This is a genomic window from Bradyrhizobium sp. AT1 (genome assembly GCF_001590795.1).
Classification (GTDB): Bacteria; Pseudomonadota; Alphaproteobacteria; order Rhizobiales; family Xanthobacteraceae; genus Bradyrhizobium.
In genome coordinates, this window is the sequence record NZ_JXDL01000001.1 from 1453294 (window position 1) to 1468146 (window position 14853).

General features: G+C 64.7%; 15 protein-coding genes. 3 read left to right on the forward strand and 12 right to left on the reverse strand.

The features are described 5' to 3' along the window. The 8 genes from SE92_RS06920 to SE92_RS06955 all read right to left on the reverse strand — a co-directional run. A partial coding sequence (locus tag SE92_RS06920) for a DMT family transporter (protein WP_063203378.1) occupies window positions 1–677 on the reverse strand: 677 nt, incomplete at its 3' end. A gap of 79 nt (window positions 678–756) precedes the next feature. Further along, entirely contained in the window at window positions 757–1554 is a 798-nt protein-coding gene (locus SE92_RS06925) for an NUDIX hydrolase (protein WP_063195057.1), read from the reverse strand. A 4-nt stretch (window positions 1555–1558) separates the two neighbouring features. Next, window positions 1559–2512 (reverse strand): dihydrodipicolinate synthase family protein, encoded by a 954-nt coding sequence (locus tag SE92_RS06930; protein WP_063195058.1) that lies wholly within the window; start codon window positions 2510–2512, stop codon window positions 1559–1561. A 28-nt stretch (window positions 2513–2540) separates the two neighbouring features. Next, window positions 2541–3419 (reverse strand): SDR family oxidoreductase, encoded by an 879-nt coding sequence (locus tag SE92_RS06935; protein ID WP_063195059.1) that lies wholly within the window; start codon window positions 3417–3419, stop codon window positions 2541–2543. Window positions 3420–3582: 163 nt separating this feature from the next. Further along, window positions 3583–4443 (reverse strand): MaoC family dehydratase, encoded by an 861-nt coding sequence (locus SE92_RS06940; RefSeq protein ID WP_063195060.1) that lies wholly within the window; start codon window positions 4441–4443, stop codon window positions 3583–3585. Window positions 4444–4645: 202 nt separating this feature from the next. Continuing rightward, window positions 4646–5035 carry a Zn-ribbon domain-containing OB-fold protein gene (locus tag SE92_RS06945; protein ID WP_063195061.1) on the reverse strand — a complete coding sequence of 130 codons (390 nt, stop codon included), beginning with the start codon at window positions 5033–5035 and terminating at the stop codon, window positions 4646–4648. Then, window positions 5035–6192: a thiolase family protein gene (locus SE92_RS06950; RefSeq protein ID WP_063195062.1), complete on the reverse strand. Its 1158-nt coding sequence runs from the start codon at window positions 6190–6192 to the stop codon at window positions 5035–5037. Before SE92_RS06950 ends, SE92_RS06945 begins: the two co-directional genes overlap by 1 nt. A gap of 348 nt (window positions 6193–6540) precedes the next feature. Then, on the reverse strand, window positions 6541–10032 hold the full coding sequence (locus tag SE92_RS06955) for an indolepyruvate ferredoxin oxidoreductase family protein (protein WP_063195063.1): 3492 nt from the start codon (window positions 10030–10032) through the stop codon (window positions 6541–6543). A 284-nt stretch (window positions 10033–10316) separates the two neighbouring features. Between SE92_RS06955 and SE92_RS06960 the strand changes: the two genes are divergently transcribed. Further along, window positions 10317–11534: a c-type cytochrome gene (locus tag SE92_RS06960; RefSeq protein WP_063195064.1), complete on the forward strand. Its 1218-nt coding sequence runs from the start codon at window positions 10317–10319 to the stop codon at window positions 11532–11534. A gap of 39 nt (window positions 11535–11573) precedes the next feature. Here SE92_RS06960 and SE92_RS06965 read toward each other — a convergent pair whose 3' ends face one another. Further along, a complete protein-coding gene (locus tag SE92_RS06965) occupies window positions 11574–12218 on the reverse strand; it encodes a trimeric intracellular cation channel family protein (protein WP_063195065.1) in 645 nt (214 codons plus the stop codon). Window positions 12219–12407: 189 nt separating this feature from the next. Here SE92_RS06965 and SE92_RS06970 point away from each other — a divergent pair, with 189 nt between their 5' ends. Then, entirely contained in the window at window positions 12408–12836 is a 429-nt protein-coding gene (locus SE92_RS06970) for a hypothetical protein (RefSeq protein ID WP_063195066.1), read from the forward strand. A gap of 55 nt (window positions 12837–12891) precedes the next feature. Here SE92_RS06970 and SE92_RS06975 read toward each other — a convergent pair whose 3' ends face one another. Genes SE92_RS06975 through SE92_RS06985 form a run of 3 tightly spaced genes read right to left on the reverse strand, consistent with a single transcriptional unit; the run spans window position 12892 to window position 14448 of the window. Next, on the reverse strand, window positions 12892–13701 hold the full coding sequence (locus SE92_RS06975) for an isocitrate lyase/PEP mutase family protein (RefSeq protein ID WP_063195067.1): 810 nt from the start codon (window positions 13699–13701) through the stop codon (window positions 12892–12894). 51 nt (window positions 13702–13752) lie between these two features. Beyond that, the gene (locus SE92_RS06980; protein WP_063195068.1) at window positions 13753–14103 is read right to left on the reverse strand and encodes an antibiotic biosynthesis monooxygenase family protein; all 351 of its coding nucleotides are present in this window, start codon (window positions 14101–14103) and stop codon (window positions 13753–13755) included. A 36-nt stretch (window positions 14104–14139) separates the two neighbouring features. Further along, complete coding sequence (locus SE92_RS06985) at window positions 14140–14448, reverse strand: NIPSNAP family protein (protein ID WP_063195069.1); 309 nt, start codon at window positions 14446–14448, stop codon at window positions 14140–14142. Window positions 14449–14535: 87 nt separating this feature from the next. On the opposite strand from SE92_RS06985, the gene SE92_RS06990 reads away from it, so the two are divergent. Continuing rightward, the coding region (locus SE92_RS06990; RefSeq protein WP_157095851.1) for an ArsR/SmtB family transcription factor at window positions 14536–14853 on the forward strand (318 nt) is incomplete at its 3' end.

Consider the following 14853-nt stretch of genomic DNA (forward strand, 5'->3'; position numbering starts at 1 on the left):
AGCGCGAGCAGCGCCAGCACCGAGCTTTGCGAGGGCGCCAACGTCCAGGGCTGCTCGACCACGAGCGAGGCCGGGATCAGCACCGCCGCCCCGGCCAGCAGCGAGCCGGCGGCCGGCGCCATGGGGTCGAGGCCTTTGAAGCTGCGGCCGAAGATCGCGGCGCAAGCATAGCAGATGGTGGCGGCGACGATCGCCGCCTCCGCGAGGAGGCCGCTGCCGATGTCATGGAAGGCGTCGACGCCGACGATCAGCAGGATGCCGGCCATTCCTGCCACGACGCCGAGCAGCTTTCGCGGGGTCGTTGCCTCGTGGCGGGTCACGACTGCCGTCAGCAGGAAGGTGAAGATCGGTGCGGCGGAGTTGAGGATGGTGGCGAGCGCGGCATCGACATGGCGCTCGCCCCAGGCGATCAGCGTCCAGGGGATGACGCTGTTGAGCACGGCCTGGAACGCGAAGCGCCGCCAGATCGCGGCATCTCTGGGCATGCTGATGCCGCGCGCCCACATGACGGCCAGCAGCAACAGGCCCGCGATCGTGGTGCGCGCCGCGATCAGCGTGATCGGCGGGATGGTGGCAACGCCCAGCTTGATGAAGGTGTAGGAGCCGCCCCAGAGCGCAGCGAGCACGACCAGGAGCGCCAGTTCGCCGGCGATGTTGGTGTCCTGCCGGTTGTTCATTGTGCGTCCCGTCCATTCCAATATGGACGGAACCTAGCGCATCCGCAGGCGGAAATACTTCGTTGCGCGTCTAAGTGTATTAGCCGACCGCCCCGACCTCGAACACCTCGCCGTCATAGCCGGCTTCGCGGGGGATGCGGAGCTGGCGCCCGGTTTCGGTCTTGGTCATGACCGGCATCACCGTCACGATCGACATGCCGCGGGCGTGCTCCATCGCGGCGTTCACGCTGCCCTGCTTGGCGAGCCGGATCAGATTGCGCGTGGTCGGGAACGGCAGCTTGAAGCGCCCGCTCTCACCGCCCTCCACCGCCTCGCGCGGCGAGACCCAGATCGAGTCGGTGGATTCACGACCGTCATGGGCGCCGAGCTGGTCGGGCGGTGCGGCAGCGAGGAAAAACCAAGTGTCGAAGCGCTTGGGCATACCCTCCGGCGTGATCCAGTGCGCGTAAGGCACCAGCGTGTCGAGGGCGAGCTGCAGGCCGTTGTCGGCGAGAATGTTCAGGAAGCTGATCTTGTGCTCGTTGAGCGCGACGCGATGCGCGTCTGCGATCTCGCCGGCGCGTCTGGCATCGACCGGGGCGCCCGTCGCCTTCGACCGCGCCAGCAGGATGCCGCTTTCCTCAAACGTCTCGCGGATCGCGGCGATGCGAAAGCCGCGGTCGGATTCGCTGAGGCCGTCGCCACCCAAGTAGAGGTCGGAGCGCGCGACGATCTCGTTGTCGCCGGCATCGACGCTGCCGCCGGGAAACACCAGCGCGCCCGAGTTGAACTCGATCTGATGATGGCGGACCATCATGAAGACTTCGATTTCGGCCTGCGCGCCGTCGCGAAGCAGGAGAATCGTCGAGGCCGGGCGTGATGCTGATGTCTCGGCCATGCGACTAACCCGCGGCGCTGGATTGCGGGCCGAGATTGGCGCGCTTGTCCACCCGGGCAACACGCGACAGCAGATACTCGACCTCCGCCTTCGCCGTCGCCGTGATGGTCGCGCCGGGCTTGCGCTGCGCGCTGGAGGCGATGATGCCGCGCTTCTGCAGCACGTATTTGCGGATGGTCAGGCCGACGCCGGGCTGCTGCTCGTAGCGGATCAGCGGCAGATGCGCGTCGAACAGATCATGCGCGGCATCGCGCTTGCCGGCCTTGGAAAGGTTGACGACATCGATCAGAAGCTCCGGGAAAGCGTAGCCGGTCATGGCGCCGTCGGCGCCGCGCTCCATCTCGAAATCGAGGAACGTGCCGCCATTGCCGCAGAGGATCGAGAGCGGACGGAGCGAGCCGTCCTTCTGGAAGCCGCGCAGGATCGTGATCTTCTCCAGGCCCGGCCAGTCCTCGTGCTTGAGCATCACGCAATTTGGATTGTCCATGACGATCTTGCGGATCACGGACGGCGTGAACACCACCGAGAGCGTCAACGGATAGTCCTGCAGAACCCAGGGCACGTCTGGCCCGATGGCTTCCGCCGCCTGCTTGAAATAGGTGACGATCTGGTCGTCGGTGCGCAAGGACGGTGGCGGCGCGATCATCACGCCGGCCGCGCCCGCATCCATCGAGGCCTTGGCCAGCGAGCGCATGGTGGCAAAGCCCGGCGCGGAGACGCCGACGATCACCTGCATCTTCTTGGCGCGCTTGATGAAGCGCACCGCGACCTGCTCCGCCTCTGCGGCGTCGAGCTTGGGCGCCTCGCCGAGAATGCCCAGCACCGTGACCCCGTCGCAGCCGACCTCCTCGTAGAAATCGGTCAGGCGATCAATCGAGCGCTCGTCGATCCGGCCGTCGTCGTGGAACGGCGTCGGCGCGATTGCGAAGGTGCCCTTGGCGTCGGCGGTGAGTTTCATCGTCTTCCTTGTTCTCTCTATCGTGTGGCTAAAACCTCCGCGCGCCCATCTTGATCTGCTCCTCGGAGAAGAAAATCTCCTTGGCATGATCGGCGATGTCCCGGGCGTTCCAGCCCGTGTGCGGCGGTTTCCAGCCTTCCATTTCCATCATCCGCATCTCGCGCACGCCGCGGGGCCCGGACACGCCCAACACCTTGCCGGTCTGGTCGCCCGACAAGTCGCTGACCATGTATAGCACGGCCGGCGCGATGCCGTCCGGCCCCAGCGCCGCGCCGGGGTTCTCTTTGTAGCGGGGCAGGTCTGCGGTCATGCGGGTCAGAGCGCCCGGGGCCAGCGTCCAGATCCGGATGTTGTACTTGCGGCCTTCGATCGCGAGCACGTTGGACAGGCCCCAGATGCCGCCCTTGGCAGCTCCATAGTTGGTCTGGCCGAAATTGCCGATCAGGCCTGATGTCGAAGAGGTGTTGACGATGACGCCGCCGCCGTTTTCCCGCATCCAGCGAAACACCGGCAGGGTGCAACAAAAGGTACCCTTGAGATGCACCTTGATGACCTTGTCCCAGTCGGATTCGGAGGCCTTGTGAAAGGTCTGGTCGCGGAGGATGCCGGCATTGTTGACCAGGATGTCGGCGCGGCCGAAGTGCCTGATCGCGTCGTCGAACACCGACTGGCCGCCCTCCATGGTGGAGATGTCGGCGCCGTTGGCGACCGCCTTGCCGCCCTCAGCCTTGATCGCGTCGACCACGAGCTGCGCCATCGATTTGTCGGCGCCGGAGCCGTCGCGGGGCCCGCCGAGGTCGTTGACCACGACGGAAGCCCCTTCCCGCGCGAACAGCTTCGCGTAGGCCTCACCGAGCCCCCCGCCCGCGCCGGTGATCAGCGCAACCTTGCCGTCGAGCAATCCCATGGTGGCGTCTCCCTGTTTGTTTTTCTTGTGTCCTGGACGCGATGCAGCGTGCAACGCTGCGTCGCAGAGCCGGGACCCAGTTCTGTGTTCGCCTGGGCTTTCCGGGCCCCGGCTCTGCAGCGCATCACTTCGTGCTGCGTAGCGTCCGGGGCACGAGACCGATTTAACCCAGCACCGTCCTGCCGTTCTTGATCACCGTAACACCCCTCGCCTTCACCTTGGCTTCGAATGAGATCGTGTTGCCGTCCTTCCAGAGGTCCATGGTCACGGTCTCGCCGGGATAGACCGGAGACGAGAACCGCGCGACGTGCTGGCGGAAGGCGCTGGCGTCGTAGTCGGCATAGGTCTGCAGCACGCCGCGGCAGGTGATGCCGTAGGTGCACATGCCGTGCAGGATCGGACGCGGGAAGCCGGCCTTCTTGGCGAACTCGGGATCGCTGTGCAGCGGGTTGCGGTCGCCGCAGAGCCGATAGACCAGCGCCTGGTCGGGGCGCGTCGTGATGTCGATGGTCTTGTCCGGCGCGCGCGATGGGATCTTGTGCGGATCGGGCTGGGTCAGGTTCGGTCCGCCGAAGCCGCCGTCGCCGCGCGCGAAACGGGAGGCGACCAGCGTTGCCAGCTTCTCACCCTTCTCGTTCTTCAGCACGGTCTGGTGGACAATGACGACGCCCTTGTCCTTGCCCTTGTCGTAGACCTCGAGCACCGAGGAATCGGCGGTGATGTTGGCGGCGACCGGTAGCGGTTGATGGAAGGTGATGTCGCGCTCGCCGTCCACGACCATCACGCGGTTGAGGTTCATCTCGCCGGGCCCTGAGCCCCACGCCGCGACGGAGGCAAAAGTCGGCACCACCTTCAGCGGCCGCGGCGTGTACGTGCCCTCGTTGACGAAGGCGAGCTCGTTCTCGTCCATGGGATCGGCGCCGAGCCCGATGCCGTAGGCGTAGAGCATCACCTCGCGATCGCCGTAGGCATATTTCTGGCCGAGGTTCTTGAGGGCTTTTAGCTCTTCGTATCTGGCGGACATTTTTCTGGTTTCCTCCCGGTTCTTTCCGCGGGCGGCGGCGCCTGTTGATGCGCCCTCTCCCCTTGTGGGAGAGGGCTACGCGGTGCCGGCCACATACTCGTTTGGGTGAGGGGTTGGCTCCGCAGAGAAAGTCTTTCCGCTGAGCGATACCCCTCATCCGGCGCTTCGCGCCGCCTTCCCCCACAAGGGGGGAAGAAAGCCGTCAGGCCACCGTGAAGAACGGCAGCGGGGCGCCGTCGGTCGGCTTGAACACCACCTTCACCTTCTGGCCGATCTTCAATGTCGTGAGGTCGCAGTCGACGAAATTGGTCTGCACCGACGGCCCCTCCTTCAGCGTGACGTAACCGATGGCGTAGGGACCGGTCGGCGACTTCCGCATCAGGCTGTAGGTATAGATCGTGCCCTCGCCCGACGCCTCTTCCCACACCGTCTTATCGGAGTAGCAGAACGGACAGATCGAGCGCGGGAAGTAATGCGCCTCGCCGCAGGCGGTGCAGCGCTTGATCATGAACTTGCCCTCTTTCGCCGCGTCCCAGAACGCAGCGGTCTCGGGGTTGGTCACCGGGGCCGGATATTTCTTCGTCTCGCTCATCACACGCGCTCCAGAATGGCCGTCGAGGCGGCGTGGCGAACGCCCAAGAGACCGCCGGTGCCGTGGGCGATGGCGAGATCGCAATTTTTGACCTGCACCTTCGGATGCGCCTCACCACGCAGCTGCCTGACAGCCTCGAGGATCTTGGTCATGCCGCCGCGGTTGACGGGATGGTTGCTGCAGAGGCCGCCGCCGTCGGTGTTGAAGGGCAGCTTGCCGACGCCCGAGATCAAATTGCCGTCGGCGACGAACTTTCCGCCCTCGCCCTTCTTGCAGAAGCCGAGGTCCTCGAGCTGCATCAGCACCGTGATGGTGAAGCTGTCATAGATCGAAGCGTATTTGATGTCCTTCGGCGTGATGCCGGCTTCCTCGAACGCGCGCGGGCCGGACCAGATTCCGGCGGAGTAAGTCAGATCGAGATCCTTGCCGCCGCGCGGGCCCTTCATGGCTTCGCCATGGCCGATCAGGCGCACGAGCGGCTTCTTCAGGCTCTTGGCAATTTCCGGCGTGGTCACGATCAGCGCGCCGCCGCCGTCGGAGACGACGCAGCAATCCATGCGATGCAAGGGATCGGAGATCATCGGCGAGTTGAGGACGTCCTCGACAGTGACGACGTCCTTGAGCATCGCATGCGGATTGTACTGCGCGTGATGGGAGGCCGCGACCTTGATCCAGGCGAGCTGCTCGCTGGTGGTGCCGTAGTCGTGCATATGGCGCATGGCACACATGCCATAGGCATTGTGCGTGGTCGCGCCGTAAGCGGATTCGAAATCGACCTCGGCACCGGCGGCGCGCGGCGGCATCGCGCCGGTGCGCGGCTTGCCGGCCAGCGTGATCAGCGCGATCGAGCACTTGCCGGCCGCGATGGCTTCAGCGGCATGACCGAGATGGATGATGTAGGAACAGCCGCCGGTCTCGGTGGAATCGACGTGGCGGAGCTTCTTAGTGTTGAGGCCGAGATAATCGACCATCGGCCAGGCGCCGCCGGGCGCGTCGCCCGCACAGAAATAGCCGTCGACGTCGTCCTTGCTGATCCCGGCATCCTCGATCGCGCCCTTGGCGACCTCGGCATGGAGCTGGGCGGTGGATTTGTCCGGCGCGTGCCGGGTCGGGTGTTCGTAAATCCCGGCAATGTAGGCCTTGCCCTTGATGGTCAAAACAGAGGTCTCCGCTCGCGTTTCTTATTGCTCCGTTTTTCTGAACCGCGGTGGGCGGATTGGCAAGCGCGGAAATATTCCGCCCTGCGAGAGGGCAGCGGGTTGGCGCAAGTGGGACGAACGGGACCGAGCTCACAGCGGCTGCGGCTTTCCCATTTTTTGAAAAACAACCCCATGCACAGTAGAATGGGGATTGATTTCACTTGAGAATTCTTTGGTCGGAAAACGAGTCTGCTAGCTCATTATGGCGACGCAGCTCGTAGGGCGGATTAGCCGAAGGCGTAATCCGCCACGTCGATCGTTGCGCAGGGTGGCGGATTACGCTTCGCTAATCCGCCCTACGACCGCTCATTCGGCCGCGATCTGCCTTGGTGCGGGCGGCGGATTGGCGAGGTCAGCGGCGAGTTGCGCGTAACGCACCTTCGCATCAGCCACTGCCTTCTCCTTGACCGGGCCGTAGCCGCGGATGCGGTCGGGCAGCGACAACAGCTCGACGGCGGTGTCGATCGTGACCGGCGACAGCAGGCCGAGCACGGTGGCGACGTCCTTCTCGTAGCCGGCGATCAGATCGCGCTCGAGCTTGCGGTCGGCGCTGCGGCCGAAGATGTCGAGCGCCGTGCCGCGCAGGAACTTGAACTTCGCGAGCACGCGGAAGACGTTCAGCATCCACGGGCCGAAGGCGCGCTTCTTGGGGCGGCCGAGTGCATCGAGGCCACCGCCGAGGATGGGCGGGGCAAGATTGAAGTTGAACTTGAAGTCGCCTTCGAACTGGTCGCGCAGTTGCTGCTCGAAGGCGCCATCGGAGAACAGGCGCGCGACTTCATACTCGTCCTTGTAGGCGAGCAGCTTGGCATAATTCACGGCGACCGCGCGCGTCAGCGCATCGCCATAGCCGCCCTTAACAGCGGCGTCGCGGACCTGATCGACCAGCTTGCGGTAGCGTTTCGCCAAGCGGCCATTCTGATAAGCGGTCAGGTGCTTGGCGCGATGCTCGATAACCTCGTCCAGCGTCATCGCATCCAACGTCTTGGGCGCAACGACGTCGTCCGTTCCCTTCAGCATGTCGGCAAGCCGCTTGGGATCCGCCACCGCGAGACGGCCGAGGCGGAAGGCTTCCTTGTTCATCTTGATCGAGACGCCGTTGACCTCGATCGCCTGCTCGATCGCTTCCGCCGACAGCGGGAACAGGCCCTTCTGATAGGCATAGCCCATCATCATCATGTTGGTGGCGATCGCATCGCCGAGCAACTGCTCGGCGGGCTTGGTGAAATCGAAGAAGACGGAGTCCTTGTGCAGCGCCGTCTCCAGCAATCCATTCAGCTTGCGGGTCTGGAAGTTGAAGTCGCGGTTGAGGACGAAATCGGCGGTGGGAATGACGTGGCTGTTGATGATACCGCGGGTGCGGCTGGAGTCGCACAGCGAGATCGTGTCCTTGGCGACGGCGACCACCTCATCGGCCGCGAGCACCAGATCGGCCGTGCCGGTGACGATGCGCGAGCAAGTCACTTCGGCCGGATGATCCGACAGGCGGACGTGGCTGAGCACCGCGCCGCCCTTTTGCGCCAGGCCCGACATGTCCAGGATCATCGAGGCCTTGCCCTCGATATGGGCGGCCATGCCGAGCAGCGCGCCGATGGTGAGCACGCCGGTGCCGCCGACACCGCCGACCGCGATGTTATAGGGCTTGTCGAGCGTCGGGCGCGAGGCCGGCTCCGGCAGTGCGCCGATGTCGCTGAGCTCGGCCGGCGCGCGGTGACGCGGCTTGCCGCCGTCGACAGTGACGAAGGACGGACAAAAACCCTTCACGCAGGAATAGTCCTTGTTGCAGGACGACTGGTTGATGGCGCGCTTGCGGCCGAACTCGGTCTCCAGCGGTTCGACCGAGATGCAATTCGACTGCACCGAGCAGTCGCCGCAACCTTCGCAGACGGCCGGGTTGATCATGACGCGGCGCGCCGGATCCTCCATCAGGCCGCGCTTGCGGCGGCGGCGCTTCTCGGCCGCGCAGGTCTGCACGAACACGATGGCCGATGTGCCCTTGAACTCGCGGCACATCTTCATGACGTTCTGCAGCTCGTCGCGATGATACAGCTTCACGCCTGGCGCGATGGTGTCCGCCGGATAGGCGTCGGGCGCCTCCGAGACCAGATAGATTTCGCGAATGCCTTCGGCATGGAGCTGGAAGGTGATCTGCTGCGGCGAGAGATCGCCGTCATGACGCTGGCCGCCGGTCATGGCCACCGCGTCGTTGTAGAGGATCTTGTAGGTGATGTTGGTCTTGGAGGCGACGGCCTGCCGGATCGCCAGCAGCCCGGAATGGAAATAGGTGCCGTCGCCGAGGTTCGCAAAAATGTGGTTCTCGTTGGTGAACGGCGCGATGCCGACCCACGGCACGCCCTCGCCGCCCATATGGGTGAAAGTCTCGGTCGAGCGGTCCATCCACAGCGCCATGAAGTGGCAGCCGATGCCGGCGAGCGCGCGGCTGCCTTCGGGGACTTTTGTAGATGTGTTGTGGGGGCAGCCGGAGCAGAAATACGGGGTGCGGGAGACAGGGGCGACGGCCTGCATCTGCGAGGCCTGACGGCCGTTGAACCAGTCGGCCTTGGCGCGAAGCATCTCGGCGATCTCGGGATTGAGATCGAGCTTGAGAAGTCGCTCGGTAAGCGAGGTCGCGAGCGAGGCGACACTGAGCTCGGCAGCGAACGTCAGGAAGCGCCTGTCGTGCTCGTCCATCTTGCCGACGATGCGCGGCCGCACGTCGTCGCGCCAGTTGAACAGCACCTGCTTGACCTGGTTCTCGACGATCTCGCGGCGCTCCTCGACGATGAATATCTCCTCCAGGCCGACCGCGAATTCATGCACGCCTTCCGGCTCCAGCGGCCAGGGCATGCCGATCTTGTAGAGGCGAAGGCCGATTCTAGCGGCGACCTGCTCGGTGATCCCGAGCTCGCGCAGCGCCTGCCGGACGTCCTCATAGCTCTTGCCCGAGGCCATGATGCCGAAGCGCGCGTTCGGCGAATCCATGGTGACGCGGTTGACCTTGTTGGCGCGGGCAAAGGCGATGGCGGCAAAGCCCTTATAGTCCTGCAGGCGGCGGTCCTGCTCGAAGCGGTCGTCGGGCCAGCGCAGATTGAGCCCGCCTTGCGGCATCTCGAAATCGGCAGGGATGATGAAGGGCTTCATCTCGTCTGTGAGGTCGATCTCGGCGGTGGTCTCCACCGTCTCCGTGATCACCTTCATGCCGACCCAGCAGCCCGAATAGCGCGACATCGCGATGCCGAGCAGGCCCATCTCGATCATCTCGTGGATGCTCGAGGGGTAGAGATACGGCATCAGCGCGGACATGAAGGCGTGGTCGGACTGATGCGGGACGGTCGAGGATTTTGCGCCGTGATCGTCACCGGCAAGGCACAGCACGCCGCCATTCTTGGCCGAGCCTGCCGCATTGCCGTGGCGGAACACGTCGCCGCAGCGGTCGACGCCCGGGCCCTTGCCGTACCAGATGCCGACCACGCCGTCATACTTGGCGCCGGGCGAGAGGTTGAGCTGCTGCGAGCCCCAGACGGCTGTCGCCGCCAGATCCTCGTTCACGCCGGGCTGGAACTTGATGTTGTACTGCTCGAGATGTTTTCGCGCGGCGAACAGCTGCTGGTCGTAGCCGCCGAGCGGCGAGCCGCGATAGCCGGAGATGAAGCCTGCGGTGTTCAGCCCCGCGGCCCGGTCGCGCCGGATCTGAGCCATGGGCAGGCGGACCAGGGCCTGGATGCCCGTGGTAAAGACGTGCCCGGTTTCCTGGGTGTATTTTTGATCGAGACTGATCGGACCCTGGTTGATGCCCATGCTGTCCTCTTTCCACGCCCTGCTCAGGTCTTGCCGACTTAAGCCGTTGCCTTCCCGTTATTTTTAGCTAGGGCGCGCCGACCAATTCCGCCACTCTATGTCGGATATTTCACGATCCGCACCACAAATCTGGACCAAAGGGAGGCCTGGGTAAAAATCGCAATTTCGTGGCCTGAAACACGCGTGGGATTTTCAGTTTGTGTCACCATACCCCCGCCATCGCGAAATGAATTGATGGCGCCCTTTGCGTCGGTGAGGTCGATTGGTCGCAGGAGAGGCTTGGGATGCGGACGATTCTGACTGGCTTGGCTCTTGCGGGCTTGGCGTTGTGCAGTGCGGTTGCCAGCCGCGCCGCCGAACCGTCGCCGGAGCTGATCGCCTACGGCAAGACGCTGGTCGACGCCGGCGACTGCGCGGGCTGCCACACGGCCGATCCTGCAAGACCGTTCGCGGGCGGCAAACGCATCGACACGCCCTTCGGTGCGATCTACGCACCGAACCTGACCCCGGACCGCGACACCGGGATCGGCGCCTGGACAGACGCCGACTTCGTGCGCGCAGTGCGCACCGGCATCGCGCCTGACGGCTCGAACTACTATCCGGCCTTCCCCTATCCCTACTTCACGAAGATGACCAAGGACGACACGCTGGCGATCCGCGCCTATCTCGGCACGCTCGCGCCGGTCGTCAGCCGCAACAAGCCGCCGGAGCTGCACTGGCCGTTCGGCTATCGCGGCCTGATGCGGATCTGGAACGCGATGTATTTCAAGCCCGGCCTGTTCGAGCCGGACCAGAGCAAGAGCGCGGCCTGGAACAGGGGCGGCTATCTCGTCACCGGGCTCGGCCATTGCGGCGCCTGCCACACGCCGAAGAATTATTTTGGCGCCGACCGGGACGCGCAGGCACTCTCCGGCAATGAGATCGGCGGCTGGTTTGCCCCGCGGCTCGATGGCGCCGCGCGCGCCGGGCTGAAATCGTGGAGCACTGAGGACATCGCCGAATATCTGCAGAGCGGACGCAACGCCAGGAGCCATGCCGGCGGGCCGATGGCGGAAGTCGTCGTCAGCTCGACCTCGAAGATGAGCGAGGCCGACGTGCGCGCGATCGCGGTCTACTTGAAGAGCCTGTCGCCGGCGCGGCGCGAGACCATCGTGGCGCCGCCTGACGATGCCGAGATGAAGGCCGGGCAAGCGGTCTACGCAAAGCTATGCATCGCCTGCCATGAAGCCGACGGCTCGGGCGCGCCGCGGATCTATCCGCCGCTGCCGGGCAACGCGCTGCTGCAATCGATCAATCCGTCCTCGACCTTGCGCATCATTCTCGACGGCGCCCACACCGTCACCACGCCGCGCGCGCCCAACACCGGCGAGATGCCGGGCTATGCCAAGCAATTCTCCAATGAGGAGATCGCGGCGGTGACGAACTACATCCGCAATTCCTGGGGCAATGCCGGCCCGCTGGTGACGCCGGCGCAGGTGGCGAAGGCTCGGAAACAAGAGTAATTCCATCCCCCTCATCGCGAGGGCGGGGCAAAATCACCGCTACCTCTCCCCCTCCCCCGTGAACACGAACTTCGGCATCTCCCATTTGTAGCGCACCGCCAGCAGGCGGAGGCTGATGCCGAGGGCGAAGGTCAGGAGGGTCCAGAGCTCGGCATTGAGATTGAGGCCGAAGGCGGTGGCATAGAACAGGCCCGTCACCACAGACACGCTGGCGTAGAGCTCGGAGCGAAACAGCAACGGCACGTCGTTGCAGAGCACGTCGCGGAGCACGCCGCCGGCGCAGCCCGTCACCATGCCGGAGACGATCACGATCGACAGCGAGGCATCCATCTGCCAGGCAATATCGCAGCCGGTCATGGTGAAGACGACGAGTCCGATGGCGTCGAGCACGATGAAGGCGACCTTGAGCCGGTGCACCAGACGCGCGAACAGGATGGTGAGGAAAGCGGCGCCGCCGGCCAGCGCGAGATAGGTCGGGTTTTGCACCCAGGCCAGCGGATAATGTCCGAGGAAGAGATCGCGCAACGTGCCGCCGCCGAGCGCGGTGATGCAGCCGAGGAAGCACACTCCTAACCAGTCCATGCTGCGGCGCCCGGCGGCGAGCGCGGCCGTCATGCCCTGCGCGGCAATCGCGACCAGGGATAGGAAATGCAGCACGCTATCGGTTGGCGGCAGGCTCCACATTGCTCATTCCCTTGGGCTTGGTCCTGGCTTGTTCCTCATCGCAGCCATGGAACTCGCGCGGGGTTCCCGGGAATCAACAGGTTCCCGATTCCCGCCATGAGAGCAACATGCGACGAAAGGATAGGAAGCGCGGAACAGAATCTCGCACCTGAGGGTTGTCCCGGCGTCTTAACCGAGGAGACCTAATCGATGGCTGACGACCGTTTTCCCAACGATCCGTATCGCCCGAACCTCGCCGACGATGAGTATCTTCGCACGGCGCGCCGGGATGCCGACCTTCAGGCCGATCCCGAGCTTGGTGAAGGCCCCGCCTCCAGCGGCAAGGTTGCGTTGTTCGCCGTTGCGATCGCACTGGTGCTGGGTGCCGTGTTCTACGGCCTGAACAATACCAGCACGACCAACCAGGCCAGCAATCCGCCGGCAACGCAAACCGCCCAGCAGGCGCCGGCGACCAATCCCGCGGCACCTCCCGGCATGCGCGACGTGACGCCGCGCAACAACACCGAGCCCGGCGTGACCACGGGTGCTGCGCCGAGCAAGCCGGCCGCCCCGGCTCCGGATACGCCTGCCGCAAAGCCGGCGCCGGATACGCAGACGCCGTCTGACGGCACGAAGTAAGAATTCGCAATGAGACATGAGAGCGGCGGGACAATGTCTCGCCGCTCTTCGTTTGCTAGCTGAACATCTTGTTGAGCTCACCGCCGGGATAGCCGCCGCCGAGCTCGGTGAATGTACCCTTCTCCGCCATCTCTTTTGCCGCGCGCATGAAGCCGCCCCAGGCAGCGCGGGCGAGCGAGCCGCCGACGCTGATCCGGCGGACGCCGAGATCTTCGGCCTCTTTCAGCGACAGTCCGGACGCGCCGATCAGCAGGTTGAACGGCTTTGGTGCGACCGCCTTCACGACAGCAGCGATGTCCTCGCGGGTCTTCAGGCCCGGCGCATAAAGGCAATCCGCCCCGGCGTCCGCATAGGCAGTGAGCCGATCGATGACGAGCTTGAGATCGCTCACGCCCCATAGATAGGCTTCACAGCGGCCGACCAGCAGCGTGCCGCTGTCGCCGATCGCCTTGCGCGAGGCCTTGATGCGCTCGACCGCGAGCGTGCGCTCGTAGATCGGCTTGTCCTTGTCGCCGGTGGAATCCTCGATCGACAGGCCGGCCACGCCGGTGCGCACGCAGCGCTCGACATTGTCGGCGACCCTGTCCGGCTCGACCGCAAAGCCGCCCTCGAAATCGGCATTGACGGGAATGTCGACGGCCGAGCTCAATGCTGCCAGATGCTGACAGACGTCCTCGACGGTGACGTGATTGTCGGCCTTGCCGATGGTCCAGGCAAAGCCCGCGCTCGACGAGGCGAGCGCCTTGAAACCGAGATGCTGCAACGCCTTGGCGCTGCCGACGTCGACCGGATTGGGCAGGATGAAGCACCCGCTCTCGTGCATCTTCTTGAACGCAGCGCGCTTGTCAGCAGTTGTCACGTGCATGTTTCTCTCCCTTGATGGCCGCGCAGAGATAGGCGCGCCTATGTGCGATCGCTAGTGCGCATCGTGCACCGCGCGGCTGTCCTTCGGCGCCTGTTCGCGATCTTTCATGCCGTAGTCCCGGACCACGCTGGCGATGCGCAGATGATAGTCGGCGAAGATCTGTCCGCGGCCCTTGGCCTGGGTGCGGCGGTGCTCCATCGTGTTGCGCCAGGCAGCAACCGCCGCCTCGTCCCGCCAGAACGACAGCGACAGGATCTTGCCCTTCTCGGTCAGACTCTCGAAACGCTCCACCGAGATGAAGCCGTCGATGGTTTGCAGCATCGGCTTCAGATCGGCGGCGAGGTCGAAATAAGCCTGGCGGTGTTCGGTCTTGGGCCAGACCTCGAAGATCACGGCGATCATGGGCATCTCCTCTTCAGTGGTGAGCTATCTTACCACCTACAGGACCACTTGGCGCAGGAACGTGCGCTCTTCCGCTAGGATGAATTTCTCCGCCTCGGCAATGTTGAAGTTTGCCACGCCGTCGAAATCCGCGCGCAACGTCTTGCGATATGATTCATAGTCCGCGAGACTTTCGAAGGAGATCAGGCCGAAGGCGATGTTGTTGGTGCCCTCATGCGGCATGAAATAGCCGATCAACCGGCCACCGCAGCGCGGAATGATTGTGAGCCAGCGCTTGGCGTATTCCTCGAACTGCGCGCGCTTGAAGGGATCGAGCTGGTATCGGATGAAGACGGTGACGGACATGACGGCTCCTGCTGCGCGCCTCACGAGGACGACGTGTCGAAGGAATAGCGGCTTGCCCTGCGATAATGCTTCGGCTACCATCGAAGCATGAAATCCGGACCCGACATCGCCCTGGTCGCCTCGCTGGTCGGCGACCCCGCCCGCGCCAACATGCTCACCGCGCTGATGAACGGACGCGCGCTGACGGCGAGCGAGCTGGCGCAGGAGGCCGGCATCACGCCGCAGACCGCGAGCTCGCATCTGGCCAAGCTCGAGGCCGGCGGGCTGGTCGAGCCGGAGAAGCAGGGCCGCCACCGCTACTATCGCCTCACCGACGACGACGTCGCCGGCGTGCTCGAGGGACTTGCGGGCCTTGCCGCGCGGACCGGCCACATGCGGGTGCGCACCGGGCCGAAGGATCCGGCG

What these genes read in the sequence shown, in the direction of transcription:
- SE92_RS06925 (WP_063195057.1), bottom strand. Translation starts at nt 1,554, where the DNA reads ATGGCCGAGACATCAGCATCACGCCCGGCCTCGACGATTCTCCTGCTT.
- SE92_RS06930 (WP_063195058.1), bottom strand. Translation starts at nt 2,512, where the DNA reads ATGAAACTCACCGCCGACGCCAAGGGCACCTTCGCAATCGCGCCGACG.
- SE92_RS06935 (WP_063195059.1), bottom strand. Translation starts at nt 3,419, where the DNA reads ATGGGATTGCTCGACGGCAAGGTTGCGCTGATCACCGGCGCGGGCGGG.
- SE92_RS06940 (WP_063195060.1), bottom strand. Translation starts at nt 4,443, where the DNA reads ATGTCCGCCAGATACGAAGAGCTAAAAGCCCTCAAGAACCTCGGCCAG.
- SE92_RS06945 (WP_063195061.1), bottom strand. Translation starts at nt 5,035, where the DNA reads ATGAGCGAGACGAAGAAATATCCGGCCCCGGTGACCAACCCCGAGACC.
- SE92_RS06955 (WP_063195063.1), bottom strand. Translation starts at nt 10,032, where the DNA reads ATGGGCATCAACCAGGGTCCGATCAGTCTCGATCAAAAATACACCCAG.
- SE92_RS06960 (WP_063195064.1), top strand. Translation starts at nt 10,317, where the DNA reads ATGCGGACGATTCTGACTGGCTTGGCTCTTGCGGGCTTGGCGTTGTGC.
- SE92_RS06965 (WP_063195065.1), bottom strand. Translation starts at nt 12,218, where the DNA reads ATGTGGAGCCTGCCGCCAACCGATAGCGTGCTGCATTTCCTATCCCTG.
- SE92_RS06970 (WP_063195066.1), top strand. Translation starts at nt 12,408, where the DNA reads ATGGCTGACGACCGTTTTCCCAACGATCCGTATCGCCCGAACCTCGCC.
- SE92_RS06975 (WP_063195067.1), bottom strand. Translation starts at nt 13,701, where the DNA reads ATGCACGTGACAACTGCTGACAAGCGCGCTGCGTTCAAGAAGATGCAC.
- SE92_RS06980 (WP_063195068.1), bottom strand. Translation starts at nt 14,103, where the DNA reads ATGATCGCCGTGATCTTCGAGGTCTGGCCCAAGACCGAACACCGCCAG.
- SE92_RS06985 (WP_063195069.1), bottom strand. Translation starts at nt 14,448, where the DNA reads ATGTCCGTCACCGTCTTCATCCGATACCAGCTCGATCCCTTCAAGCGC.